General features: G+C 44.4%; 29 protein-coding genes and 1 pseudogene. 10 read left to right on the plus strand and 20 right to left on the minus strand.

The window, feature by feature from the left end; all coding sequences use genetic code 11:
- Nucleotides 1-94 precede the first annotated feature (94 nt).
- The 6 genes and pseudogenes from arsB to QH73_RS07650 all read right to left on the minus strand — a co-directional run.
- Nucleotides 95-979 (minus strand): annotated as a pseudogene (arsB, locus tag QH73_RS07625) (ACR3 family arsenite efflux transporter); the annotation flags it as partial.
- 148 nt (nucleotides 980-1,127) lie between these two features.
- A complete protein-coding gene (arsJ, locus tag QH73_RS07630; protein ID WP_039716894.1) occupies nucleotides 1,128-2,387 on the minus strand; it encodes an organoarsenical effux MFS transporter ArsJ in 1,260 nt (419 codons plus the stop codon).
- A 15-nt stretch (nucleotides 2,388-2,402) separates the two neighbouring features.
- Nucleotides 2,403-3,410 carry an ArsJ-associated glyceraldehyde-3-phosphate dehydrogenase gene (locus QH73_RS07635; RefSeq protein ID WP_039716893.1) on the minus strand — a complete coding sequence of 336 codons (1,008 nt, stop codon included), beginning with the start codon at nucleotides 3,408-3,410 and terminating at the stop codon, nucleotides 2,403-2,405.
- A gap of 18 nt (nucleotides 3,411-3,428) precedes the next feature.
- Nucleotides 3,429-4,490 (minus strand): PstS family phosphate ABC transporter substrate-binding protein, encoded by a 1,062-nt coding sequence (locus QH73_RS07640; RefSeq protein ID WP_039716892.1) that lies wholly within the window; start codon nucleotides 4,488-4,490, stop codon nucleotides 3,429-3,431.
- A gap of 96 nt (nucleotides 4,491-4,586) precedes the next feature.
- Complete coding sequence (locus QH73_RS07645) at nucleotides 4,587-4,922, minus strand: ArsR/SmtB family transcription factor (protein WP_039716891.1); 336 nt, start codon at nucleotides 4,920-4,922, stop codon at nucleotides 4,587-4,589.
- A gap of 33 nt (nucleotides 4,923-4,955) precedes the next feature.
- Complete coding sequence (locus QH73_RS07650) at nucleotides 4,956-5,108, minus strand: hypothetical protein (protein WP_165587638.1); 153 nt, start codon at nucleotides 5,106-5,108, stop codon at nucleotides 4,956-4,958.
- A 344-nt stretch (nucleotides 5,109-5,452) separates the two neighbouring features.
- Here QH73_RS07650 and QH73_RS07655 point away from each other — a divergent pair, with 344 nt between their 5' ends.
- A complete protein-coding gene (locus QH73_RS07655; RefSeq protein WP_309476460.1) occupies nucleotides 5,453-5,824 on the plus strand; it encodes a hypothetical protein in 372 nt (123 codons plus the stop codon).
- A gap of 96 nt (nucleotides 5,825-5,920) precedes the next feature.
- Here QH73_RS07655 and QH73_RS07660 read toward each other — a convergent pair whose 3' ends face one another.
- From QH73_RS07660 to QH73_RS07670, 4 genes are all read right to left on the minus strand, one after another.
- Nucleotides 5,921-6,553 carry a TenA family protein gene (locus tag QH73_RS07660; RefSeq protein WP_039716889.1) on the minus strand — a complete coding sequence of 211 codons (633 nt, stop codon included), beginning with the start codon at nucleotides 6,551-6,553 and terminating at the stop codon, nucleotides 5,921-5,923.
- Nucleotides 6,522-6,656 carry a hypothetical protein gene (locus QH73_RS28690; protein WP_286194071.1) on the minus strand — a complete coding sequence of 45 codons (135 nt, stop codon included), beginning with the start codon at nucleotides 6,654-6,656 and terminating at the stop codon, nucleotides 6,522-6,524. The genes QH73_RS07660 and QH73_RS28690 overlap by 32 nt, the downstream gene beginning before the upstream one ends.
- A 15-nt stretch (nucleotides 6,657-6,671) precedes the next feature.
- Nucleotides 6,672-7,436 (minus strand): pentapeptide repeat-containing protein, encoded by a 765-nt coding sequence (locus QH73_RS07665; protein ID WP_039716888.1) that lies wholly within the window; start codon nucleotides 7,434-7,436, stop codon nucleotides 6,672-6,674.
- A gap of 91 nt (nucleotides 7,437-7,527) precedes the next feature.
- A complete protein-coding gene (locus QH73_RS07670; protein ID WP_132866794.1) occupies nucleotides 7,528-8,775 on the minus strand; it encodes a hypothetical protein in 1,248 nt (415 codons plus the stop codon).
- Nucleotides 8,776-8,841: 66 nt separating this feature from the next.
- Between QH73_RS07670 and QH73_RS07675 the strand changes: the two genes are divergently transcribed.
- On the plus strand, nucleotides 8,842-9,093 hold the full coding sequence (locus QH73_RS07675) for a hypothetical protein (protein WP_132866796.1): 252 nt from the start codon (nucleotides 8,842-8,844) through the stop codon (nucleotides 9,091-9,093).
- An 88-nt stretch (nucleotides 9,094-9,181) separates the two neighbouring features.
- On the opposite strand, the gene QH73_RS07680 is transcribed toward QH73_RS07675, so the two are convergent.
- The gene (locus QH73_RS07680) at nucleotides 9,182-9,466 is read right to left on the minus strand and encodes a DUF427 domain-containing protein (RefSeq protein WP_039716886.1); all 285 of its coding nucleotides are present in this window, start codon (nucleotides 9,464-9,466) and stop codon (nucleotides 9,182-9,184) included.
- A gap of 121 nt (nucleotides 9,467-9,587) precedes the next feature.
- Between QH73_RS07680 and QH73_RS07685 the strand changes: the two genes are divergently transcribed.
- Nucleotides 9,588-9,815 carry a hypothetical protein gene (locus QH73_RS07685; RefSeq protein WP_132866797.1) on the plus strand — a complete coding sequence of 76 codons (228 nt, stop codon included), beginning with the start codon at nucleotides 9,588-9,590 and terminating at the stop codon, nucleotides 9,813-9,815.
- On the opposite strand, the gene QH73_RS07690 is transcribed toward QH73_RS07685, so the two are convergent.
- The 3 genes from QH73_RS07690 to QH73_RS07700 form a co-directional block, all read right to left on the minus strand.
- Nucleotides 9,775-10,356 carry a hypothetical protein gene (locus QH73_RS07690; protein WP_052290196.1) on the minus strand — a complete coding sequence of 194 codons (582 nt, stop codon included), beginning with the start codon at nucleotides 10,354-10,356 and terminating at the stop codon, nucleotides 9,775-9,777. The two genes, QH73_RS07685 and QH73_RS07690, sit on opposite strands and share 41 nt — an antisense overlap.
- Nucleotides 10,310-10,660 (minus strand): YtxH domain-containing protein, encoded by a 351-nt coding sequence (locus QH73_RS07695; protein WP_039716885.1) that lies wholly within the window; start codon nucleotides 10,658-10,660, stop codon nucleotides 10,310-10,312. Before QH73_RS07695 ends, QH73_RS07690 begins: the two co-directional genes overlap by 47 nt.
- A gap of 186 nt (nucleotides 10,661-10,846) precedes the next feature.
- On the minus strand, nucleotides 10,847-12,349 hold the full coding sequence (locus tag QH73_RS07700) for a phenylacetate--CoA ligase family protein (protein WP_039716884.1): 1,503 nt from the start codon (nucleotides 12,347-12,349) through the stop codon (nucleotides 10,847-10,849).
- Nucleotides 12,350-12,661: 312 nt separating this feature from the next.
- On the opposite strand from QH73_RS07700, the gene msrA reads away from it, so the two are divergent.
- The 5 genes from msrA (at nucleotide 12,662) to QH73_RS07725 (ending at nucleotide 16,888) form a co-directional block, all read left to right on the plus strand.
- On the plus strand, nucleotides 12,662-13,318 hold the full coding sequence (msrA, locus tag QH73_RS07705; RefSeq protein WP_039717720.1) for a peptide-methionine (S)-S-oxide reductase MsrA: 657 nt from the start codon (nucleotides 12,662-12,664) through the stop codon (nucleotides 13,316-13,318).
- A 604-nt stretch (nucleotides 13,319-13,922) separates the two neighbouring features.
- Entirely contained in the window at nucleotides 13,923-14,720 is a 798-nt protein-coding gene (gene crtW, locus QH73_RS07710; RefSeq protein ID WP_039716883.1) for a beta-carotene ketolase CrtW, read from the plus strand.
- Nucleotides 14,721-14,797: 77 nt separating this feature from the next.
- Nucleotides 14,798-15,634 (plus strand): bifunctional hydroxymethylpyrimidine kinase/phosphomethylpyrimidine kinase, encoded by an 837-nt coding sequence (gene thiD, locus QH73_RS07715; protein WP_039716882.1) that lies wholly within the window; start codon nucleotides 14,798-14,800, stop codon nucleotides 15,632-15,634.
- 135 nt (nucleotides 15,635-15,769) lie between these two features.
- A complete protein-coding gene (locus QH73_RS07720) occupies nucleotides 15,770-16,297 on the plus strand; it encodes a hypothetical protein (protein WP_132866799.1) in 528 nt (175 codons plus the stop codon).
- Between the two features lie 252 nt (nucleotides 16,298-16,549).
- Nucleotides 16,550-16,888, plus strand: coding sequence for a P-II family nitrogen regulator (locus tag QH73_RS07725; protein WP_039717719.1), 339 nt, complete (start codon nucleotides 16,550-16,552; stop codon nucleotides 16,886-16,888).
- Between the two features lie 68 nt (nucleotides 16,889-16,956).
- Here QH73_RS07725 and rdgB read toward each other — a convergent pair whose 3' ends face one another.
- The 3 genes from rdgB to QH73_RS07740 all read right to left on the minus strand — a co-directional run bounded on the left by rdgB (nucleotide 16,957) and on the right by QH73_RS07740 (nucleotide 19,427).
- The gene (gene rdgB / locus QH73_RS07730; RefSeq protein ID WP_039716880.1) at nucleotides 16,957-17,568 is read right to left on the minus strand and encodes an RdgB/HAM1 family non-canonical purine NTP pyrophosphatase; all 612 of its coding nucleotides are present in this window, start codon (nucleotides 17,566-17,568) and stop codon (nucleotides 16,957-16,959) included.
- Between the two features lie 14 nt (nucleotides 17,569-17,582).
- Nucleotides 17,583-17,810 carry a nitrate/nitrite transporter NrtS gene (nrtS, locus tag QH73_RS07735; RefSeq protein WP_039716879.1) on the minus strand — a complete coding sequence of 76 codons (228 nt, stop codon included), beginning with the start codon at nucleotides 17,808-17,810 and terminating at the stop codon, nucleotides 17,583-17,585.
- A gap of 180 nt (nucleotides 17,811-17,990) precedes the next feature.
- Nucleotides 17,991-19,427 carry a phosphoglucomutase/phosphomannomutase family protein gene (locus QH73_RS07740; RefSeq protein WP_039716878.1) on the minus strand — a complete coding sequence of 479 codons (1,437 nt, stop codon included), beginning with the start codon at nucleotides 19,425-19,427 and terminating at the stop codon, nucleotides 17,991-17,993.
- A 106-nt stretch (nucleotides 19,428-19,533) separates the two neighbouring features.
- Between QH73_RS07740 and QH73_RS07745 the strand changes: the two genes are divergently transcribed.
- Together QH73_RS07745 and QH73_RS07750 are read left to right on the plus strand one after the other, a co-directional pair.
- Nucleotides 19,534-20,118, plus strand: coding sequence for an LOG family protein (locus QH73_RS07745; RefSeq protein ID WP_039716877.1), 585 nt, complete (start codon nucleotides 19,534-19,536; stop codon nucleotides 20,116-20,118).
- A 127-nt stretch (nucleotides 20,119-20,245) separates the two neighbouring features.
- Nucleotides 20,246-20,818, plus strand: coding sequence for a GNAT family N-acetyltransferase (locus tag QH73_RS07750; protein WP_132866801.1), 573 nt, complete (start codon nucleotides 20,246-20,248; stop codon nucleotides 20,816-20,818).
- Nucleotides 20,819-20,861: 43 nt separating this feature from the next.
- On the opposite strand, the gene QH73_RS07755 is transcribed toward QH73_RS07750, so the two are convergent.
- From QH73_RS07755 to QH73_RS07765, 3 genes are all read right to left on the minus strand, one after another.
- Entirely contained in the window at nucleotides 20,862-21,533 is a 672-nt protein-coding gene (locus tag QH73_RS07755; RefSeq protein ID WP_039716875.1) for a haloacid dehalogenase type II, read from the minus strand.
- 90 nt (nucleotides 21,534-21,623) lie between these two features.
- Nucleotides 21,624-22,310: a GntR family transcriptional regulator gene (locus QH73_RS07760; RefSeq protein WP_063777350.1), complete on the minus strand. Its 687-nt coding sequence runs from the start codon at nucleotides 22,308-22,310 to the stop codon at nucleotides 21,624-21,626.
- Nucleotides 22,311-22,493: 183 nt separating this feature from the next.
- Entirely contained in the window at nucleotides 22,494-23,618 is a 1,125-nt protein-coding gene (locus QH73_RS07765) for a hypothetical protein (protein ID WP_039716874.1), read from the minus strand.
- Nucleotides 23,619-23,716: the final 98 nt, after the last annotated feature.

Genomic DNA, 23,716 nt, shown 5'->3' on the forward strand with positions numbered 1-23,716 from the left:
TTTACTCATGTCGCTCTCTCGGTGCTGTGTACTAGTTATTCGCAGCTTACACCGAGTGAGCTTTTTTACTACCCAACCCACTTTTCAAACACCCTCTTAGTGCTGCTACGTAAGAAATGAGAAAAATAAAATTTGTTTGGATAAATAATGGCACGGCAATTAAGACAATATGCAGGGGATTGTTGACAATTAGCTCTCCTTTAAAGGCAAACAGAAGCACGAGAGTAATTAAAAGTGCAGCGATCGCAACGGGACTGAGATATTTCAAAAACCGCCGTTCAAACCACTCTCTGCCCTTATGTTTCAGTATCCAATAACGACTGTACATTCCCGCAGCTAAAGGTAAGCCGACATAAATCAGCACCGATAATACAATGGTTTCCCAAGGTACGCTGAGATCGTTTGCTGCTAACAACCATCTTCCTAGTGGCGCATATAAAAACAGCATGGCTAGAGAATTGACTGCTACCATCACCAGTGTATGTCCTTGGTTGCCATAAGAGAGATAACCCCACATTAAAACCATTGCCGTACAAGGTGCTATGCCTAGTAAGATTGCCCCAGCAATGTAGGAATTCGCCAACACAATTTCGCTACCTCGGATAATTTCCGTACCAGATAGCAAAGGACGAAATAACCATCCCAAAAAAAACTGCGCGAAGACTACCATCGTAAATGGTTTAATTAACCAATTCACTACCAAAGTGAGAATTACGGGTTTGGGCGATCGCATTGCATTTGTTGCCTGAGTGAAGTCGATTTTCACCATGATTGGGTACATCATGAAAAATAGGCAAATAGCGATCGGAATCGACACCTGATAAATACTCATGGCATCAAGAGCCACTGCTACACCAGGAAATAACCTACCCAAAAGAATTCCGGCAATAATACACAGAAAAACCCAGACAGTCAGGTATTTTTCAAAAAAACTCAGACGGTTGACAATCGGCTTTGATGCAGAACGATTAATACTCATTTTTGCTTTAACAAAATCACTGCTTCTTGGGTAAAAACCGAAATTCCTGTAAGGGCGGGTTTATTGAGATCTTGGTATGGAAGTAAAGTTTGTTGGTGAACCCGCCCCTACGGTGCGTGACGAATGACAAATGACCAATGGCAAATAACTAATCATCTCCAGCTTTCCAGGCGATCGCTTTTTGGGGTTGCGGATCGGGTAATTTTAAGGAAATTGCCCCAGCAGCAAGTACGAACGCCATCGACACCCACAGACATCCTACTAAGCCAAACAACTGAAATATCAAACCAGATAGCACTGTACCCGCTAAGCGCCCACCAGAGTTAGCCATATAGTAGAAGCCAACATTTAATGCCACCTTGTCATCATCGGTGTAGGCAAGGACGAGATAGGAATGAATTGCTGAATTGAAGGCAAAGATAACCCCAAAAATTGCTAGTCCTACCACAATTGTTGAAGCTGGAGATACCCTAAGTTGAAGGGAAAGGGCGATCGCGGCGGGAATCCCACTCAGCACAAACGTCCAAATTTGAATCGTCCTTCCTTGGGGAGCCGCTCCCGAACCCAGCCAGCGCAGCAGATTGGGCGCTAAAAACTGTACTGTTCCGTAGCCAATCACCCAGCAAGCCATGAATCCCCCTACCTGCTCGAACGTCCAGCCAAGCGTGCTGTAGAGAAACACGGGGAGGGCAACTACAAACCAAACATCCCTCGCACCGAAGAGAAAGAAACGAGCCGCAGAGAGAATGTTAATCTCCCTACTTTTAGAAAAGAGTTGGGTAAATTTAACTTTCGCCTTAATCTTACCCATGCCTTGCGGCAGTAGTATACCCGTACCTAGAATGAGGCAAAGCCCACCTGCCATTATCAGTAGGGCATTGACAAAGCCAAATTGAGCCAGCAAAACGCTACCAACAAAAAAGCCAACTCCTTTCAAGGCATTTTTGGAGCCAGTTAATATAGCCACCCATTTAAATAGTGACGACTGTGCTTCCTGGGGTACGACTAAGCGGATCGCGCTCTTAGAACTCATCTTGGTTAAGTCCTTGGCAATCCCAGAAAAGGCTTGGGCGACCATAACGTAGGTGACTTGCATCCACACAGCCCATTCTGGATTGAGCAGCGCTAGCATAGCTAAAGCAAAAACTTGTAACCCGATCCCGCCGTAGAGAGTTAGCTTCAGACCAAATTGAGAACCGATCCAGCCTCCGAACAAATTGGTGACAACGCCAAAAATTTCGTAAAACAGAAACAGCATGGCGATTTGCAAAGGAGTGTAGCCCAGCAGATGAAAGTGCAGTAGCACCAACATCCGCAACGCTCCATCGGTAATCGTAAAGCCCCAGTAGGCAGCAGTCACGAGGGCGTAGTTACGCAAATTAGCTTTATTTCCAGCAGTGGAAGTCATGGTTGTTATGTGAAGTTAATAGCAACGGGCAATCTTGCGGGCAAGTTCAACCATGCGATTTGCATAGCCCCATTCGTTGTCATACCAGGCTAAAACTTTGACTTGTGTTTCATCGACGACCATTGTTGATAGTGCATCCACAACAGCCGATCGCGGGTCGTCTTTGTAATCTACAGAAACTAAGGGGCGTTCTTCGTAGCCGAGAATGCCTTTAAGTTCTCCTTCAGCCGCAGTTTTGAGCAAACCGTTAATTTCTTCTACTGTGGTGGGACGCGCGACTTCAAACACGCAATCGGTGAGGGAAGCATTTAATAACGGCACTCGCACTGCCAAACCGTTGAGCTTACCTTGCAGTTCGGGATAAATTAACCCGATTGCTGTAGCGGAACCCGTTGTCGTTGGAATTAAAGATAAACCCGTCGCTCGCGCCCGTCGCAAGTCTTTATGCGGCGCGTCTACGATTGTCTGCGTGTTGGTGTGGTCGTGGACTGTGGTAATGACTCCATGTCGAATTCCCAATCCTTCATGGATGACTTTTACAACTGGAGCCAGACAGTTTGTGGTACAGGAAGCCGCTGTGAGTAAGTGGTGCTTGTCATGTTCGTAGAGGCGATCGTTGATTCCCATAACGATGTTTAATGCCTCTTCCTTAACGGGTGCAGCCACGATGACTTTTTGCACTCCCCGCTTAAAATAAGATTCGAGTAAAGTTGGGGTGCGGAATTTACCAGAACACTCCAATACGAGATCGACTCCCAACTCATCCCACGGGACTTCTCCTGGTGTGGGGGACTCGCTGAAACTCAAATACTTGCCGTCAACGGAAATGCGATCGCCCTCTGCTGCTACTTCTGGTGTCCAACGACCGTGAACCGAATCAAATTTAAGTAAATGGGCAGCAGCGACTGCACCACCTTTAATTTCGTTGATATGTACGAAGTCTAGTTCCGACCATCCCCAGGCAGCCCTTAATGCTAATCGCCCAATTCTTCCAAAACCGTTGATGCCAACTCGAATTCCCATTACTTTACCTGGTTGTAGTTAAAATTTTGCTTGTCTGCGTAATAACTGCCCAATTGTCAAACCAATTTGGGATTTGCCTTCAAAGACAGTTCCCACTTTGCCTCGATTGAAGTAGATATAAGTCAGGCGATAGCCTTCCGCAGGTAAAGGGATGTAACCCACGGAGCTAACTAAAGTTGGCGCACGTTGAATATAGAAATCGACAAAACGCCGCACCGTAGGTTTAAGCTGAGCAGATCTGGCATTGACGTAGATAAACAAAGGTCGAGACAGAGGTTCGTACTGTGCCTTTTCTACTGCCTGTCGCGATGGTGAAACCGCACCTCTACCGCTATCTACCGCTAGAGCCTTCAGCTTATTCTGGTTTGCCTCATAATAAGCAAAGCCAAAGTATCCCAAAGCATTTGGATCTTTACTAATCCCTGCTACTAGTTCATCGTCATTTTCACTAGCTGTATAATCCTGGCGGCTGGCTCTGGCTTTACCGACTACTGCTTCAGTAAAATAATCAAACGTACCAGAATCTTTTCCAGCACCGTATAACTTTAAAGGGCGATCGCTCCATGCAGACCTGATTTGCTGCCAATTCGTAATTTTTCCCTCTGCCACTGGCTCCCACATCTTTTTCAGTTCGGCTACAGTAATATCTTTAGCCCAGGTATTTTGAGGATTAACAGCGATCGTCAGCGCGTCGTAGGCAACGGGTAGTTCGATATATCTAATTTTGTTGTTGTTGCAAGCTTCCATCTCGTCAGTGCGGATCGGTCTGGAAGCATCGCTAATATCTGTTTCTCCGGCACAAAACTTTTTAAACCCAGCACTCGTACCAGAAAAATTCACGAGCATCTGTGCGTTTTGACCCGCCTCAGTGGTTTTAAACTCCTCTGCTATCGCTTTGGTGATGGGGTAAACCGTGCTAGAACCATCTGTCTTAACTGTAGCTGCGGGTTCTGAATTATTCGCTTGAGCTAGCCTTAGCGGTTGTTTGGTTGGACTGACTGCGTTGGGCATTGCCATAGCAGTTGCGATCGCAACACCAAATCCTGCCAGGAAAATAGAAATACTGGCTATCGTTTTCATATGCCTCACCCCTACACTTGAAATCAATTTGCGATAGGGGAGTCTACCTTTCTATCATTTCAAAAAAAATTGATTTGTCAAGAGGGGTTATTTAACTCAAGCTGAGGGTGTATCCTCGCAGGGACGGGCAGGGAGCAATTGACTGAAGCGGCGATATTCTGATAAATATTGTTCTAATGCAACGAACTGCGATAAATTCAAGCTGTAGTAAATCCAGCGTCCTTCCTGACGCGATCGCACCAAATTTGCTTCCTTTAAGGTTTTGAGGTGAAAAGATAGCTTAGATTGAGCAATTCCCAGTGCCTCCGACAATTCACACACGCAAAGCTCTGAGGAGCGTAAAAGTTCTAGTATCCGAATGCGTAACGGCTCAGACAAGGCATGAAAACCAGATGCGATCGCGTCGGAGGTGACTGAGAAAGAAACTTGCATCAAATTTTATTGAAATTTACGTCTGATTATATGCTATTCTCTTTCGCGCAACACAGCTAGCATTTGTTGCTTAACGGCTCTTGCCCACAAGTCAAAGTTAAAATCTTCTCTATCGGCGATCGCTTGGTTGGCTAGACGATCGCGGTCTTTCTGGTGGTACTTGGCTTCGACTTTTGTATCTTTCATGATGGCAAACAAAATTGTAGTTTTATGAGTAATTTTACTTATGCATAAATTACTGTAATAAATCTTTACTGAAATGTAATTTATGCATTAGCATTGGTAAAAATAAACTATCAATGCCTTGGCGAAAAAACTTCTCTCCCTTGGCTGAGATCGCTGCTAGTATTATCAAATACAAAGTTATTGAGATCGACTGCTAACTCTCAAATTCCACTTTTAAGAAATTGCCTTTGCTCAATCAATGTAAAAAAAACTATAAAAACAATTGTTAATATTTTCTCCCAATACGTAGAACATTCAAATAATCAAAAATCAAAATAAATTATTTTGCAAAACATGAACTTATTGTGTCATCAACCCATACAGCTTTGAGCCTCATGGTTACGATTGTTGTTGCCATAAATTTGATTTTATCTGTGCTGCTTTGCTATCTAGCGCGACGAATTTGGCAAATTCGCTGCAAATTAGCACGGACGGCTGATACACTAATCGCGATCGAGCGTTGCACTCGTACCGTACTGCGCGACGCACCAGAAATAATTTATTGCGGACAAGACAGTATTTATCGCTTGAGGCAGAGTGGCGAACCATTGCAAATACAACTACAACAACTCAGGCAATTGATATCACTCTCGGTTATCGGATGGCAAACTTGGGCTAGAGTTCGGAATTCGGAATATCCCTTTGGAGCAGCAAGCTACAAAATTCGGAAGTCATAAATGCTTATTTATTAAACTTACTCATTGAGCCAAAGTAAGAACTTCATCGTACAGCATTTCACCCCAGCAGTGGCAAGAAAACCCAACAAACGATTGTTATGGTCGATCGCCCGATTCCCAAGCTGCTTGAAAGAAATCTCGTTCGCACAACATAGCATAGCGATAAGTTTTTTGTACGGTATCGGAGTTGCTAGTGTAGCGATCGCTCAATTTTTCGAGTTGTTGCGCTAGCTGCTCGAATTCTGGGCTGTTGTAGGTCCGAATCCAATCGCTGTACTGATGTGTGAGAATACTCTTAGTTGCCAACTTCTGTCCCAAATAAGCATAAAGTCTCATACAAGGTGACATAGCCACAGCCGTTAAACCCACATCTTGACTCCAAGCAGTAGCCGACAAAAAATCGATATAGCGACGAGTGGCTGTACCTGGTTCGACAGAATTAATATTGACTCCCCACGTGGCTGCATACCCTGCATGAAGCTGAAGTTCTTGCAGTACGCCCCCAGCTAAGCCGTGAAACAAATTAAATCCTTCCCAATCAGGTGCTTTAGCAGCGGCGATACTGTAGGCACGGGCAAAGGCTTCAAGGAAAAATGCATCTTGCCCGACATAGTAAGCAAACTTTTCTCGCTCCAAGCTTCCATCGGCTATACCCTGAACAAATGGATGATTTAGACAACCTTGAGCTAAATCCTCATTAATTTGCCACAATTCGCTGGATAGAGACATATAGGGAAGTTGTAAGTCGTAAGTTAGCGGTGATGGTAGTTGGTTGACAGTTGACGGTTGATGGTTGACGGTTGACGGTTGATGGTTGATGGTTGATGGTCACTGGTCACTAGTTAGGTTACAACAAAAACCTTAATAAAACTGAAGTTACACCACCGAGGAAGTTAAAGAAATTGGGTTTGCTCTTGGGTGTTTCTGTTTGCGGTGCTTGCAGTTGGTTTACAAAAGCTTGGGCGGTGTCATAGCCTTCATTATTTCTCTGTCGTAAAAATAACCATTTGGCGCGTTGAGCATCCTGCATCGCTCCCATTCGGTCTAGAAGTTGGTAGCGGGCAATACCTCGCGCCATGTAAGCTGGGGCGTATTTGTCGTTTAAGCTCAGAGCTTGATTGAAATAGCCAATTGCGCCTTTGGGGTCGCCTTTTTGTCCTTGAGCAATACCCCAGCGATAAAATTCTTCAGGCTTTGCTGCTTGGGTAGGAATGGCGATCGCTCCCTGCAAACTAGTACCGCTAAGATTAGCTGTCTCCAAGTCTACATTAGCTAAATAGGCATCGCGCAGATCGGCTCCACTCAAATCGGTTTGCTCCAACTTAGCACCACTCAGATTTGCGCCATACAGAGAAGCACCACTAAGGTTTGCACCGCTTAAGTCAGCTTCGCTCAAATTCGCCCGACTCAAATTAGCACCACTTAAATTTGCCCCCCGCAGATTCGCCCGACTTAAATTAGCTAAGACCAGACCCTCACCACTAAGATCGCATTCCTCGCACTGTTTTGTTGCCAGAAGTTGTCTAGTATGTTCTAGATCTCCCGCACGAGCTGGAGGCGCAAGGTGCAAAGCAGTCAAAACAGCAGTTATAGCGATGAGTTTAGCTTTCATAAGCAAAGGGATAGCGGAGCACAAGAGCGATCGCAGATGGACAATACATCTTAACCGAGAAATTCCCACACTCCACACTCCACACTCCTCACTACCCATTACCCCTTTTCAAAGTTTTCAAACTCAGCGTATAACAGCCCAGTCTACCTGGAATGCGCTGCCATCGTCCTTGGGTTGCTCCTCCCCAGAGGGTTTTACCAATCCGGTCTTTAGCTTTGACCAAGGCGCGTCCGTCAATGTCATCGCCGTATAACACTTTGGCAACTTTCTCAGTGGTAATCACTTCACCAGGATGCTCGTTCACCACCACTTCCACAGCCGCAGTCAAACTGAGATGATTGTATCGAGGCAGCATATCATCGCTTCTACCATGCCGCGACGGTCGCCGACGAGAACTTACGGGTAAGCGGGAGGTGTTAGCCGTGGCAGATTCGGAATCTGCTGTAGGTTCTACTAGGCTCAACTTGTAGGTATAGCAGGCTGGTTGATCTGGGACTTTTTCCCAAATCCCTTTATCCGTACCTTGTCCGAGGGTATCGTAGATCCTGGGTTTTTCTGCTTTGACTGCTTCTGCATCCATGTCACCATACAATGACCAGATGATATACTCTACAGTTAAAATCTTGCCCTGGTTTTCCTGCAACAGCTTTTCCACTGCTTGAATTTTCGTCAGATTCTGATATTCTGCCTTCATTGGAGTTTTAATAGCCGAGGGAGATCTGGCAGTATCCTCGCTCGTCTCTCCTACTTCCAGAGGTGTTTCGGCAACTTCTGTTTGGGGCTGTGGTTGGGCAAGTTCAGCTTCTGTTTGGGGCTGTGGTTGGGCAAGTTCAGCTTCTGCTTGGGGCTGTGGTTGGGTAAGTTCAGCTTCTGCTTGGGGCTGTGGTTGGGTAAGTTCAGCTTCTGCTTGGGGCTGTGGTTGGGTAAGGTCGGATAGAGGCTGGGAGAATGATTCGGGTTCGGGTGCAGTTATACCAGATAGGGTTTGCCGTGGCTGTTCTTCAAAAGCAGTCGTTGGCAGCTCAAATGCATGTTGCATTGGAGGTAAGCTCACTTGGTCTGCGAGGAGAGCATTAACGTGAGTTATTTGTTCTCTGGCGTGGGCTGCTTGGCGTTGGTTCGCTTCTAGTTGAGCATGACATTGCGATCGCATATTGACTAGGCTTTGTACAAACTGTTGATTTTCTACCAACTGTGCTACTAGTAACCCGTTGACATGCGACAATTGCTCTTTGAAGCGAGCTACCTGTTTCTCAGACTCTACGAGCTGGGTGTGGTAAAGCTCTTTCAGAGCAATTAAGTTTTCGATTAAGTGTTGAAGTTGTCTATGAAGAGGCATTTTTTTCAGTATTGAACTCCTTTCTAGTTAGCATATTGGATACACCATAGCCAGGTTTTGTTTGTCATGCCATCCAAAAAGGTTTTTGTTCGAGAGTACACTGTCCGCGCCCACGAACGTACAATTCATACTCGGTTATATAAATTCATCTGCCAGCAATGCAGTCAACCCACGGAACGGGAGAGTTATGGTCCTAGACCTCTGTATTGTGAAACTTGCCGTCCTCCCATGTCTCGTATGGTGGAAGACCCGAAACACAAAAAGAAAAAACCCAGACCCGTTCTGGTTAAGCAGGCAAAAAAAGCTCGGGCTAGGTAGTTATCAGTTGTCAGTTATCAGTTGTCAGTTGTCAGTTGTCAGTTGTTGATTTTCGACTAACTCCTAACTACTGACAACTAACCGCTAACTATGATTCGACTTTGACTCCACGCCAGAAAGCAATGTAACCCTCAATATTTTTTGCCTTCTCTTTGGCTGTGGGATAGTACCAAGCAGCATCTTTGTTGACCTGTCCATCAACGACAACATTGTAGTAACTGGCGGTTCCTTTCCAAGGGCAAGTCGTATGGGTGGAAGATTCTTGAAAATACTGCTTGTCGATCGCATCGGGAGGGAAGTAGTGGTTGCCCTCAACGATCTCTGTTTTGGAGCTTTCAGCTAAGACAGCTCCATTCCAAGTTGCTTTTGCCATAGTTAATTATTTTGCTTCAATTCACAAACTCTTCAGATCTCATTATGACTCCATTGAGAACGGTTATCAGGGAGTAGGGAGTAGGGAGTAGGGAAGCAGGGAGGAAGAGAGAGTCGCCCAGATGAGGGAGCGATCGGGAGCTGAGGGAGCAAGACAATTCACGCATTCACGCATTAATTCCGAATTCCGAATTCCGAATTCTCTCCACTACACCCCACACCCTACACCCTTTCTTCACTGTCAACCGTCAACTGTCAACCGTCAACTATCAACCGTCAACTGTCAACCGTCAACTAACAACCAACAATTCATTCCTCTTCGTCATCGAAATAAAAAGGAGGTGATTTGAGACGATTTTCTTCTGGGATGACTGTATCTTTGTTGAAGTCGCTATCTGAATTTTTGTTGAAGTATGTGGGTAATGGCTGTCTTGATTCTGCTGGAAGGCGATCGCGACTATGGCGATTAGGGGTGCTACGGGTGAAATTTTTCCAGGCTGCTTTTACACCTGTGAAGACGCTACGAGTATTCACCTCAACGCTTCTTGCTTGTTCCTTGGCTCGATCTAAACTGCGATCGACTTGTTTTGCAATTTGTGCCGCACTTTTTACCCCGTCACTCACATCATCGGTTAAATCGCTAATTTCTAACCCTGTCAAGCGAATGGCTTCTAAAGTTGGAGGCAAATCTCGTTTGAGCGTATCGAAGAGTTTTTCGGCACTGCGGGCTGCCCGTGCTAATTCATGAAAAGCTGGCACGGCTGCCACCAAAACTGCTGTAAGGCTAATAGCAACTAGCAGTAGTGACAGTCCGAGCCAAAATAGAGGATCGATCGCAGTAGCACTACGGGCGATCTGTATAAGCAGTACGGGAATCGGAAGTAATCTCATTATTTTGCCGTTTGATGGCTTGACGCTCTTGCTGACTGGCTTCAACCCCAGCCGCGATCGCCTCTCGCAATCGTTCTAATGTATCATCCCAACTACGTAATGCCGATCCTGAAAGACGGTCTGCCTGGAGTTGCACGCTAGTCGATAAGTCTTCTGCTAGTTCTGGGATAGCATTAGCAGATTTTTTCAACAACTGTCGCGCTTCTCGTCCGCTACGTGGGGCGATTAACATTCCAGTTAAAGTGCCGACGGCAGCACCTAATAAAAAACCGCCGATAAAGACTCCTGAACGGTTGTTAGGCATATATGAGGGTTTTCTCTCTACACTCATTGTAAGGTCAGTTGTCAGTTGTCAGTTGTCAGTTATCAGTTATCAGTTGTCAGTGGAGAGTGACTAGTAGCTAGAATTGCTCCGCGACTCTCCCTCAGCCTCCTCAGCTGGGCGACTCTCTCTTCTTCCCCTCACTCCTCACTTCTCACTCCTTGCCCCTCATCTCGTATATCGATGCTTGACTCCTATAGGGAAGTACTCTGGATCTCCGGTGGGGGCGAGGGAGATTTGGGGGATTTGATATTCAGGGGGGACGTAGTTAGCAAATTCGCTGTTGAGTCGGAGCAATTGCGCGTGAATTGAAGTGGCGATCGCATTTCTTTTTGCTTCATTTCCCTCTACTCCTGGTGCTAACTCTACCACTATAGAGAAGAAACGGTTTCGATCGGCATCTTCCTTAATTTCCATGACGAATTTACCTGTCACCCATTCTTGAATCTGCGGTTGTTCTAAGCCAACGATGACATTTTCGGGATAGATATTTGCGCCAAAGTAAGAAATAGTAAAATTGGCACGCCCAAACACGTAGACGAAAGGTAGAGCATGGATGCCTCTCGTTCCTTGTTGCTGTAAAGTAGCGATCGGGTCGAATCCGTGCGATCGCAAAAATTCCAGCATGGCATCGTAAGCAATGATTCCACCTGTATCGGCAATGTGATATCGCACGAGGGGAATGCCATTATCGCCTGAAAATAGCAGCGTGCCGTCCTGTACTTCAAAAAAGCGGCTGAGCGGATCGTATTGTACTAAGGTGGGTAAGCGGGATTCGCCAAATAATGTACGGGCTACTTCTGGATTCTCTGCTAAAAATCGGCGGATGCAGATACTCAAAGGTGTTTCATTTCCTAACACGCCAGCATCAGCCGTGCCGTAGAGTGAAGCAGAATCATAGTAGGGATTGTTTGCTCCCACTCGCTCCCCTACTAAACTCCGCCACTCTTCGCTGAAGACTTCTCCTGCTAGAACTAATTTGATTTGGTAGCGCTGCCACTCTATGCCGTTAGCTTTGCCAGTATCAATCACATCTTTGAGAAAGGGCGGATATCCCAACAATACTACTTGCTCGAATAAACTACCCAGTTCTTGCACGACACGGCAGATTTCTGTTTTGTTATTCCCTGGAGTGACAACAGTGATGGGATAACCCTTACTTGCCAAGTGGCGACAGCAATCAGTTGTAAACATCCCACCTACCCAAGTTCCCAACGTAAAACAGACAACTGCTAGAGTGGGGCGGGTGTCAGCAGAAAAGCTATCGTGGAATATTTGTTCAAAGCGGGTAGCAATTTGCAATTCGTCGGTTAGGTATCGCAACCAATACGTTGGTTTCCCCGTAGAACCCGATGACGCGGCTACCATATCGCATCTTTCTAGTTGTCCGTGCCGACAAAAACTTGGTAGGGAATGACAGCGCAGGTAGTTATCTTTTGTCAGTAGTGGCAGTTGTTGAAAGTCTGCCAAAGTTTGAATTGCTGTTGGCTCGATTCCCCGTCCCGTCAAAAAAGTTTTGTATGCTGGTACAGTTGCAGCCACATCGCGAAATAACTCTAAGGCAGCAGCTTGAGGAGAAACTTGTTGATGCTTGCTTAGTTTCGTTGCTAGAGGTGTAGTGAAAAACTCTTGCAAGGCGGTTAATACGCGATCGCTTTGTTCTTGCTGCATTACCTGTGATTGTTTTTGACCAACCGGATTGGGACGATCTTATCAAGACTATTGGATCAAAGTCGATTTAATCGATCTTGCTCTGTTATAGCGGTTTTCAATTGGGTAAAACACGCAATCTGTAGGGGGCGCACAGCTAGCTGTGCGCCCCCTACAAACGTCACGCACGCAATCGAGAATTGCTATGATTCTATTCTCGCTGCTGTTCTATACCTGTCTACCTCTCTAACTGGTAATGTTGTTCCTTACCAAAATCTCTACAATGTTAAGTAAGGTAAAGCTGTTGTTTAGAGATTGAGAGTTAGGAAAACAATAATGATATTCGGATTTGGTAAAAAAATCGCTATGCCTTCTCCCCAGGAGGCTTTACCCGGACGGTCGCAAGCAATGCCCGTGCCTCAGACTCACTACACAAATGGAAATCCTCTCAAGCCGCCATATCCTGCTGGTATGGAGACAGCAATGTTCGGTATGGGCTGTTTTTGGGGTGCAGAACGCAAGTTTTGGCAGCTAGATGGCGTTTTTATCACTGCTGTTGGCTACGCGGCTGGCTACACGCCCAACCCCACTTATAAAGAAGTTTGTTCGGGGATGACGGGTCACAATGAAGTTGTGTTTGTCGTCTACGATCCCAAAGTCATCAGTTACGAACAATTGCTGAAAGTTTTTTGGGAAAACCACGACCCAACTCAGGGTATGCGACAAGGAAATGATGTCGGAACCCAATACCGTTCGGGAATTTACGTCTATTCTGACGAACAGAAAGAATTAGCGATCGCAACGCGAGATACTTATCAGCAAGCCTTGACTCAGGCGGGATATGACAAGATAACCACTGAAATTATCGATGCTCCTGAGTTTTATTGGGCAGAGGAATATCATCAACAATACTTGGCAAAGAATCCAGGTGGCTATTGTGGTTTAGGTGGTACGAACGTGGCTTGTCCAGTGGGATTGATGGCAGGTTAGTACAACATAGGGGTGCGTTAGTAACGCACCCTATCTATAGAGAATCTTTATAGAAATATCTAAAAATAAAGTTAATAAGTACTCAACTAATTTTATTTTTCTTGACGCGATCGCAATAAATATCTTTAAAGTTTCATTTCAATAACAGATAAAGTTTTTCTTAAAATTTCTTGACTCCGCTCTCTACCCTTAGGTCTTTGTTCGTAAAGCTTTTTACCAACAAGTAATCTATCGCGAGTTAGATGAGAATTTTTCCCCTTCTCGTTTGAATTGCAATAGTCAAAGACTTCCACTGTCTGAATAATAGCAATTCTCGATTGCGTGCGTGACGTTTGTAGGGGGCGCACATCTGTGCGCCCCCTACTACGGATCGTGTGTTTTACCCAATTAAAAAACGCTATAAAAACTAATTTCACACAGACCTTGCTGCACGAATAACTATTTCAAATCTAACCATAGAGCTATTTTATATTTACTGAAAACACATCTATCTTTGGAGGATTAACAAAAATTAACAAACTCGTATATGATAAGGGAGGTTTGCTTAAAATGCCCTCAAGTTTGGCTTGTCTACTTCTACGTTTGCTAAGGATTCTACTCTGACATGGTTGCATCGATTCCGAACCCTTTACAACAAAGTGCTTTAAACCAAAGTGAAACGGGATTGAATATTAGTTATTCATATAACTACAAGGGAATTGTAATTGCCTTAACGATTATCGTGACTTGGATAGCTAGCTTAGGCTTTCTCCTCTCAAGTCATCTAGAAAAACTGGGAATCTGGGGAATTCTATTGGCTATAGTTTGGCAAACATTTTTGTATACAGGCTTATTTATTACCGCCCATGATGCCATGCATGGACTAGTCGCTCCAAATCATCTCCACATAAATCGCTGGTTTGGTAGAGTAGCTGTAAATTTATATGCTTTATTTCCTTACAATCGATTGCTGCAAAAACACTGGGCGCATCACCGACATCCAGCCAGTCAACTCGATCCCGATTTTCACAACGGCAAGCAGAAAAACTTTTTTGCTTGGTACTTATACTTTATTAAAAATTATTGGTCCTGGAGACAGATCGTTGGATTAACCATCCTTTTTCACAGCGCGAACGTATTTTTAAATATATCTAGAACCCACCTCATTTTATTTTGGGCGTTACCAGCAATTCTCAGTTCGGTACAGTTGTTTTACTTTGGTACGTTCTTAACTCACAGAGAACCAAGAGCAGGCTACGAAAATATTCATCGCGCCCAATCAACTCATATAGTGCCTTTCTGGTCGTTTCTTGCTTGCTACCACTTCGGATATCACGAAGAACATCACGAATATCCCCAAGTTCCTTGGTGGAAATTACCAGAAGTCTATAGGATGAAAAGAGAAGAATCAGTTGTCAGTTAACAGTTATCAGTTATCAGTTACTAGTGACTGGTGATTGGATAAGGGTTGAGCTCTCATCGCCACTATCTAGATTGCTTATGACCACGCACCACGCACCATGCACCACTCACCACGCGCCAGTGGCGCTGACAATTGCTGGATCGGATAGCGGTGGCGGGGCTGGAATTCAAGCAGATCTGAAAACTTTCGCCTTCCATTGCGTACACGGTACGAGTGCGATTACTTGTATCACGGCTCAAAATACTCTGGGTGTTACGCGAGTTGATGCTTTACCTCCTGCTGCTGTTGTCGCTCAAATTCAGGCGGTGGTTGAGGATATCGGGGTTCAAGGTGTAAAAACTGGGATGTTGCTCAACCGGGAAATTATTACAGCTGTATCTCAGCAAGTTGAGAGCTTAAGTATAGACAAATTGGTTGTCGATCCCGTAATGGTGTCGCGCACGGGAGCGCAGTTAATTGACGATGCAGCGGTAACAAGTTTGCGATCGCAACTCATTCCTCTAGCAACCATAGTTACCCCTAACCGCTATGAAGCACAAATTTTGAGCGGGAGAGAAATTCATAGCTTAGACGATATGAAAGCTGCGGCTGAGGACATTTTTCGCCGGACGGGAGCAAAGGCTGTGTTAGTTAAGGGTGGAGGAATGTTAGGAGAGGCGCGCGGGGTTGATGTTTGGTTTGATGGCGATCGCTTGGAGATCATCACGACAACCCAAGTCGATACAAAGAACACCCACGGTACGGGTTGTACCCTAGCCGCCGCGATCGCCGCCAATCTCGCTTTGGGGAAAGAGCCATTAGCCGCTGTACGACAAGCAAAAGAATACGTTACCACAGCCTTGAAACACGCCCTCAACATTGGCAAGGGACAAGGACCTGTCGGGCATTTCTTTCCCCTGAAGGAGAATTGGTAATTGGTAAGTCGTAAGTCGTAAGTCGGAATTAACTGACAACTGATAACTGATAACTGAAAAATATTACAAATTAGCTGTGAAAGTAGCAAAATCTGGCTAAACTGGTGGCGAATATTTCTTTTGACGGCGCTAACCATGCGATCTAGCTCCAGCTCTGCTCATCATCATCCAACATCTCATAACTATATGCCCTCTGTGCCACTTTCGGTCTATCGGGAATTGGCATTGGAGTTGCAAGCTACCCAGGAGACAATTGACGCTCTCAAGTCGCAAAATCAGCAGCTAGCCAGACAAAATCAACACCTCCGCCAAGAAATTGAAAAAGTCGTACAGCACGTTTCCTATCTACAACAAGTGGTTGATACGACTGTGGCGAACCAAATAGAAAACGATCGCCCCGAACGAGAGGAGCGAGTCAAACCAAAGCGATCGCCGTCTGGTCGTGCCGGACACCAAGGCGGTGTAACAATGAAAACTGGCGGCGGACATGCTTCAGAATTTGTCGCAGTTGAAGAAGTTGACGCGGATAATCACTATCACCGTTCCCAATCGGACGCAGCTCGAATGAATGGCTGGGGATTAGCGATCGCAGTTTCAATCGTAGTCGTGACAGCATTTAGTACTGGATTTCTCCTGGTTCGCCCTCTAACATCCAATCGTTGAGCGATCGCACTGACTGCCTTCTTCTAAAAAATGTATTAATTAATACGATACTTCACACTAGAGGATGATACGACAAATAAGTTCCAGCTATTGCATTTGGGATCGATCGAGTGTAGAAAAACAGGATGGAGGCAATCTACGCAGCAATTCAAACAGTGCGATCGCACTCAAACTAAGAGATAATTTTCCTTTGGTGAATCACAGCAGTAAAACACACCAATATAAAACGATAAACAAACGGGAGTGAGAAAATTGAAAAAGGTAGAAGCAATTATCCGACCCTTTAAACTCGATGAAGTGAAAATTGCCCTGGTTAACGCTGGTATTGTGGGCATGACGGTTTCAGAAGTCCGAGGCTTTGGACGACAAAAAGGACAAACAGAACGCTATCGCGGTTCCGAGTATACGGTAGAGTTTCTGCAAAAACTCAAAGTAGAGATCGTCATCGAAGACGCACAGGTAGACATGGTAGTAGACAAAATCATCGCCGCCGCCCGTACAGGGGAGATTGGCGATGGCAAGATCTTTATCAGCCCTGTAGAAGAAGTTGTCCGCATTCGGACGGGTGAAAAGAATCTGGAGGCAGTTTAGGCAGTTATCAGTTATCAGTTATCAGTGACTAGTGGCTAGTGGCTAGTGACTAGAAAAGAGTCTAGCCGCTAGTCACTATCCACGCACCACTCTTGCAACTGGGGAATCAGGGCTTGAAAGGCTCGTCCGCGATGGCTGATTTCGTGTTTCAGTTGGGGTGGCATTTCGGCAAATGTCATTTGCCGCTCGGGAACGTAGAAAATCGGATCGTAGCCAAAGCCTCCTATCCCCCGTGGTGCAGTCAAAATTTCACCGCGACAAATGCCTTCGGCTTGCAGGACGATCGCACCATCGGGACGGGCGATCGCGATCGCGCAGACAAATTGCGCCTGTCTATTTGTCGCTTCTCCTAGCTCCTGTAGAACCCGTTCGATCCTCTCGGCATCGGTTTTAGCATAACGGGCAGAGTAGATCCCAGGAGCGCCACCTAAAGCATCGACTTGTAAACCAGAATCGTCAGCGATCGCCCATTTTCCAGTTGCTTTTGCTACCTGAGAAGCTTTTAAGCAGGCGTTGGCGACAAAAGTATCGCCTGTCTCCTCAACTTCTAGATCTTGCGGTTTGAGGGTCAATTCCCAGTCTAAATCGGTCAGGTAAGCTTGCATTTCTTTTAACTTACCTGGATTACCAGTTGCAACTACTAGGGATTTTAAATTTTGGATTTTGGATTTTGGATTCATTTACTTTTATCCGTCTATAGCCTACGGCGAGCGATGTATTGACCGTGGACGTTGACGCAATAAGGCATTAGGTAGGTCAGCACTCCAGACATCCAGCGTTCTCGATCCATTTCTCCACGCAGCAATGCTCCGCCATGATTAATCGTAAACAAGATCGTGCCTACAAATAGAGCCGTCTTCAAACCCGTAAAGACAAATTTCCGATCGAACAAACTGCGGAGGTATCCTGCGATCGCTTTCATGGGAAAGTAGCGAATGACTAGTGAGGGAATTTTAAATTGAAGGGTGAAGAGTGAAGAGTGGCGAATGCAACCATTTTGAATTGATAATTGGTAAAAGGCGAGAGGTAAGTTCTCCCTCTGCTCCCCTGCTCCCTCTGCTCCCTCAACTCTCTCTTCCCCCAGCTCCCGACTCCCGACTCCCTATCCTTCCGCCCAATCTTTCGCCCAATTCAGGGTTTGATGCACCTGTTCGATTGTCGGTGCTTCGCAGTATAGTCTTAAAACAGGTTCCGTACCGCTAAAGCGAATCATCAGCCAGCTATCATCATTTAAGCGGAATTTGTAGCCGTCAATGGTTTGACAATTGACTACGGCTTTTCCAGCAATTTCTTTGAGGGGCTGAGTTTGCAACTGTTCCAGCAAGCGCGATCGCACTTCCATACTTGCTAAGGGTAAATCGATGCGATCGTAGGCAGAATGAAAGTTAGTTTTTGACTGGAGTTGCTGGTAGAGGGCGCTTAAATCTAGTCCAGATTGAGTCACCGCCTCCAGCACATATAAAGCAGAAAGTAAAGCGTCTCGTTCGGGAATATGCGTTCCGTAACCGATCCCGCCTGACTCTTCCCCCCCAAGCAAAACTTGAGTTTCCAACATGCGATCGGCAATATATTTGTATCCTACCGGAGTTTCGGAAACTGGGATTTGGTGTAAAGCTGCAACGCGGGGCATTAAGTCAGAACCGCTGACAGTTTTGACAAGTTCGCCTGTCATACCGCGATTTACTGCCAAGTGTTCGATCAAAATGGGAATCAAGACTTGGGAACTGAGAAAATTACCTTGTCCGTCTACAGCCGCAATCCGATCGCTATCGCCATCAAAGACTAAGCCTACAGCCAAATTGCCTTTTTCAGCACTATGGGTACGGATGGTTTCAAATAAACCAGCAAGGTATTTTGGTAATGGTTCTGGCGCACCGCCGCCAAATAATGGATCGCGATCGCTGTTTAGTTCGTTTACTGGTACTTCTAATATTTGTGCTAATCCCCCTGCGGCTGCACCGTGCATCACATCAGCGAAGACTGTCAGTTTACCTTGAGTAATATACGAGCGAATGCGATCGAGATCGACTTTTGCCCGTAAAGTTTTGCAATAACTAGACCAAGGATTGAATGTTTCAATTTTCCCAGGATTGGCACTGGTAGGGGGCGGATAATCTAATAAAGATTCAATATTCTTTGTCACCTCGGGCGGGACAGAACCGCCAAAAGCGCCTTTAACTTTCAAGCCTGAATAGCTCCCTGGGTTGTGACTAGCAGTAATGACTAAAGCACCCAGAGCATTATGCTGTTTTGCCGCTAGACTAAAAGCTGGAGTGGGAGCGTAAGTTTCTGATAACAGTACATCAAACCCCACCGCTGTCACGGCTTGGGCGGTTGCGCGGGCAAAATCTTCTGACATGAAGCGGCGATCGTAGCCCACAATAATCGTATTACTACCTGTAGTATTACCGTACGTTCGTGCTAAAACTTGAGCGGCGATCGGTGCAACTAAGGCTAAGCGTTCAAATGTGAACTCATCGGCAATGATACCGCGCCAACCATCCGTACCAAACTTGATTTTGTTGCCAATTCCTGGCATGGTATTTACCCCAGAACCCTAACGCTGGATCTTAACATCTCTGGTTTAATAAGCAATGAAGAAGTTTGCGCCTCTGGATTACGTTTGATGAATGTGAGGAACTTTTATGGAATCTATATGCATATTTTGCGGTTCCAGTACGGGTAATCGTTCTATCTACCAAGAAGCTGCCCAAGCAATGGGTGAGGCGATCGCGCGTCGAGGATTAAGCTTGGTTTATGGTGGTGGTAATGTAGGTTTAATGGGTATGGTAGCCGATGCCGCTTTAGCCGCAGGTGGTGAGGTAATTGGGGTCATTCCCAAGTTTTTGGTTGACAAGGAAATTGCGCACAATGGATTGACACAACTACATGTTGTCGATTCCATGCACGATCGCAAAGCTTTAATGACAGAATTAGCTGACGCATTTATTGCCTTACCTGGGGGATATGGCACGTTGGAGGAATTTTGTGAGATTCTCACCTGGGCGCAGTTGGGATTGCATCAAAAACCCCAAGGTTTATTAAATGTTGAAGGCTATTATAATCCGCTATTACAGTTATTCGATCGCGCCGTCACGGAAGAGTTTTTAAAATCGGAATTACGTTCTTTGGTACTAGAATCATCGGTTCCAGAAGACTTACTTAATTTATTAGCTAGCTATCAACCGATAACTGTTGAAAAGTGGTTGAGGCAAGATACTGAGGCATAACCTTTCTATTCAACGATACATATCTTAAATTATTGCTAAAGTCTGTTCGATATAAGTGTAGTAAGTCATTGAGTATTGGATGAATAAAATTCGCGTCTACACAAACTAAGTCCGCCTGCGCGGACTCATGGAAAATATGTTTTCTCTTATAGAAATTCAGACATCTCGTCTCAAATTGCGTCCTTACGTAGAAGAAGATTTAGAGGCATTACACCGCATTTTCATCGATCCTCAAGTCAGAAGATACTTATGCGACGATAAAATAATGCCGCGAGAGTGGGTTGCATCAGAAATTGAAAATAATACCAAGTGTTTTGAACAACACGGTTTTGGTCAGTGGAGTATTTTTTTTAAAGACAATTCAGAATTAATTGGGTTCTGTGGCTTCCGATTTTTCTACGACAATCCCCCAGAATTACAACTAATCTATGGTTTATCACCGCAATATTGGGGTCAAGGACTAGCAACAGAAGCTGCAACAGCCATGATTCAATATGGGTTTACAGAACATAAATTTCAGCAGATTATTACTAATACTGATGTTGAAAATATTGCTTCGGTGCGAGTCATGGAAAGAATAGGTATGAGATTTGTTCAGCGCGTTAATAAAGAAGGATTAGACGTGCTGTATTATGCTATCTCTCGCGAAGAATATCAATTCGATCGCTCTTTGTATAGCCTGCATATAAAAACTGTATAAAATTAAATTTATTCTTAATAATAGGGTGGCATTGTCCACCCTACTAACTAACAATACTAGCTAGGGTTTTCAAATCCGGTACTTCTAAATCTGCGCCAGAATCTTGCTTAACTCCGCGCCGATTTACCCACACCGCAGTCATACCAAGAGCTTTGGCGGGTACAATATCATGATACACGCTAGCTGCGACGTGTAAAATTTTCTCTTTCGGTAAACCGATTCTATCAAATGCTGCGTAGAAATTATTATGAGAGGGCTTGTAACTTTTTAGCTGTTCTGCTGTAATGACATAATCAAAATTAACTTGTAAATGTTTCACTGTTTCAGCAAACAAATCGTTGTCCACGTTAGAAATTACAGCTAGTTTAAATTTCTGTTTTAAGACTTTTAGCGCCTCTACACTATCAGAAAAGGGTTGCCAACTAGTTAAAGACTTGGCTAGCGCATCTACTTCTGTAGGATTTGGTATAAAGTTGAAGCGATCGCCCATTTTTTTGACAACATTTCTCAGCACTTCTCGGTACTTAATATATTCGCCCGCTTCTATTTCATTTTCGATTTCACCAAAAGCATCAAATATTTGTGCGTTAGTTAGTTGTATATTATGGTTAGAAAGAATGGGGGCGATCGCAGTTAAAACTCCAGTTTCCCAATCAATCATCGTACCGTAACAGTCAAAGGTTAAGACTTCATAGTTGTTGAAATCGATTGTCATGATGGCTCCTTACACTTAATCTTCGCGTTGTGTGGGGGCGGGTTTAGATAGATTTTTTGTTTTTCATTGATTTTGCTAGTGAACCCGCCCCTACGAATCTTGGGTTTCTAATTTTTGTAAATGTTTAATTAATTCTTCACCGTCTGCATTATGTTCCTTAGCAATTTGTTCGGCAATAACTGTGTTTCCAGAACAAATTGCTTCAATTAATGACCTATGTTGCTTGATAATCTCTTCGACATCGGGAATTAATGTATTACAAGAGGCAATATACAAGCGAATTTGTTGCCCGACAATTTGATATTGTTGTTGCAATCTTTGATGCCCTGATAACTGGACGATCGCTTGATGCAAGGCAAAGTCTGCATCTGCAACTTTACCACGGCGATCGCTTTTTGTTGCTTCAATCAGTTGTTTTAAACTACTATTTAAAATTTCAGCTTTATCGGCTGTCATTGCAGCAGCAGCTAATTTGGCGGCTAAACCTTCTAATGTACTGCGTAATGTATACAATTCCCAAGCATCTTGAGAACTCAGTTCTAATACAGCACAACCTTTGTAGGGAATTTGTACCACCAAACCCTCGTAAGTCAGCTGTTGTAATGCAGAACGGATCGTTCCCCGGCTGAGATTGAGTTGTTCTGATAGCGGAATTTCTAGCAGGCGCGAACCAGGTGGAAATCCACCGCTAAGAATTTGTTCTCGAATCGCCTCAGCTGCTTGAATGTCCAAACTTTTGGCGACTATTGCCAGGTTCGAGTGTCTGCGTTCCACCACTTCGTACCTCTTCGTACCTCAAAGGGTTAGCACTAAGAAGAATAATAGATTGTAGATTGTAGATTGTCAACAATCTACAATTTGTAGTCACAGTCACGGAATCTTGCCCCACCATAACTTGTAGGGGCGCACAGCTGTGCGCCCCTACAATGTATACCTACAACGTAAACATATAATATACACTTACTTGGAAATGCGATCGCCAATTTCTCCCGCCCAAGTTGCTAATTCATCTGTGTTAGCTGGGGGGATGGTAGCTGGATTCTCAGAATGGCGTTGCTGCTGATCGATTTCTATACGTAACTGGGTAATCCTAGCTGATAAACTACTCAAAATTGCTTGCGTTTGTTTGCGTAAAGAGCTAACTTCTTTAGCAAGACGCTGAGTCATTTCAACATTTTGCTCGTAGCTTGCTTGTCGTTCTGAAGATGGCTGGCGATCGCAATTTTCAGTTTGTGCAGTTGAGGCTGTGGCAATTATACATTGAAGTTTTTGACTGACCGATTCAACCTCTCCTTTCAAAGATTTTGTGACACGCTTAGATTCTGTTAAACTATTTTTAACTTGTTCGTTAAGTTCTTCTAGTTGTGCTATCCGATTTAAGAATTCAATAAATGGTAAACCATTAAACTGTCGTTCTAACTTTTGAACTTTTTCATTAATTTGCGACTGTTGAATTCGCTCTTCAGCTTGAATATCTGAGTAATTTGTTACCTGATAACTTAAATCTTGAATCTGCCGATCCAACGTCAGAAGGCGATCTTGAAAGTCGTCGTGGGCTGGTGCATAGTTGGAATTTTCTGATAATTGTTCCTCTACATGATTAATTTGTTCTTGTAAAATCATCTGCATTTCTAATATTTTACTCTGAGTGTACTGTCGCTCTGTTCTTTTAATATTTGCTTCTAGACCGTTTAGAAGTTGCTGCAAATTTAAGTTTTGAGCATTAATTCTGTATGGTTTTAAAAAATCTTCTATAAGAATAAATCGCTGTTGAATTTGAGAGAACTCTAAATATAGCTTATCAATTTCGGATAATGTAGCTTGGATGTCAGCAAGATTGGCATCGCGAGATAAGACGAGCTGTTCTAGTTGAAAAACTCGATCTTGTGACTGACGGCTTTCATTTGACTGCTTGTGTTTGGATATATTAGCGTGCAGAGATAAGAATAAAAAAATCGGCGTTAGAATAGTAAAATTATTATTGCCTGAGAAAGAAGCAATAAAACTAAGAATAGAAATTGCTATGAGTAAGTATTCTAATTTACTCAACCATTTGCGATAGAGAAGACTGAAAACACCAGACATAAGTGAACTTTTGTCAGATTCCGAGCTATTCACATCTAAATTAGAGTATTCTCTCAGCAAACTTCCTCAGTAAAACTGCTGGATAGTCGGCAAATAAA

The sequence above is a fragment of the Scytonema millei VB511283 genome (assembly GCF_000817735.3).
Taxonomy (GTDB): Bacteria; Cyanobacteriota; Cyanobacteriia; order Cyanobacteriales; family Chroococcidiopsidaceae; genus Chroococcidiopsis; species Chroococcidiopsis millei_B.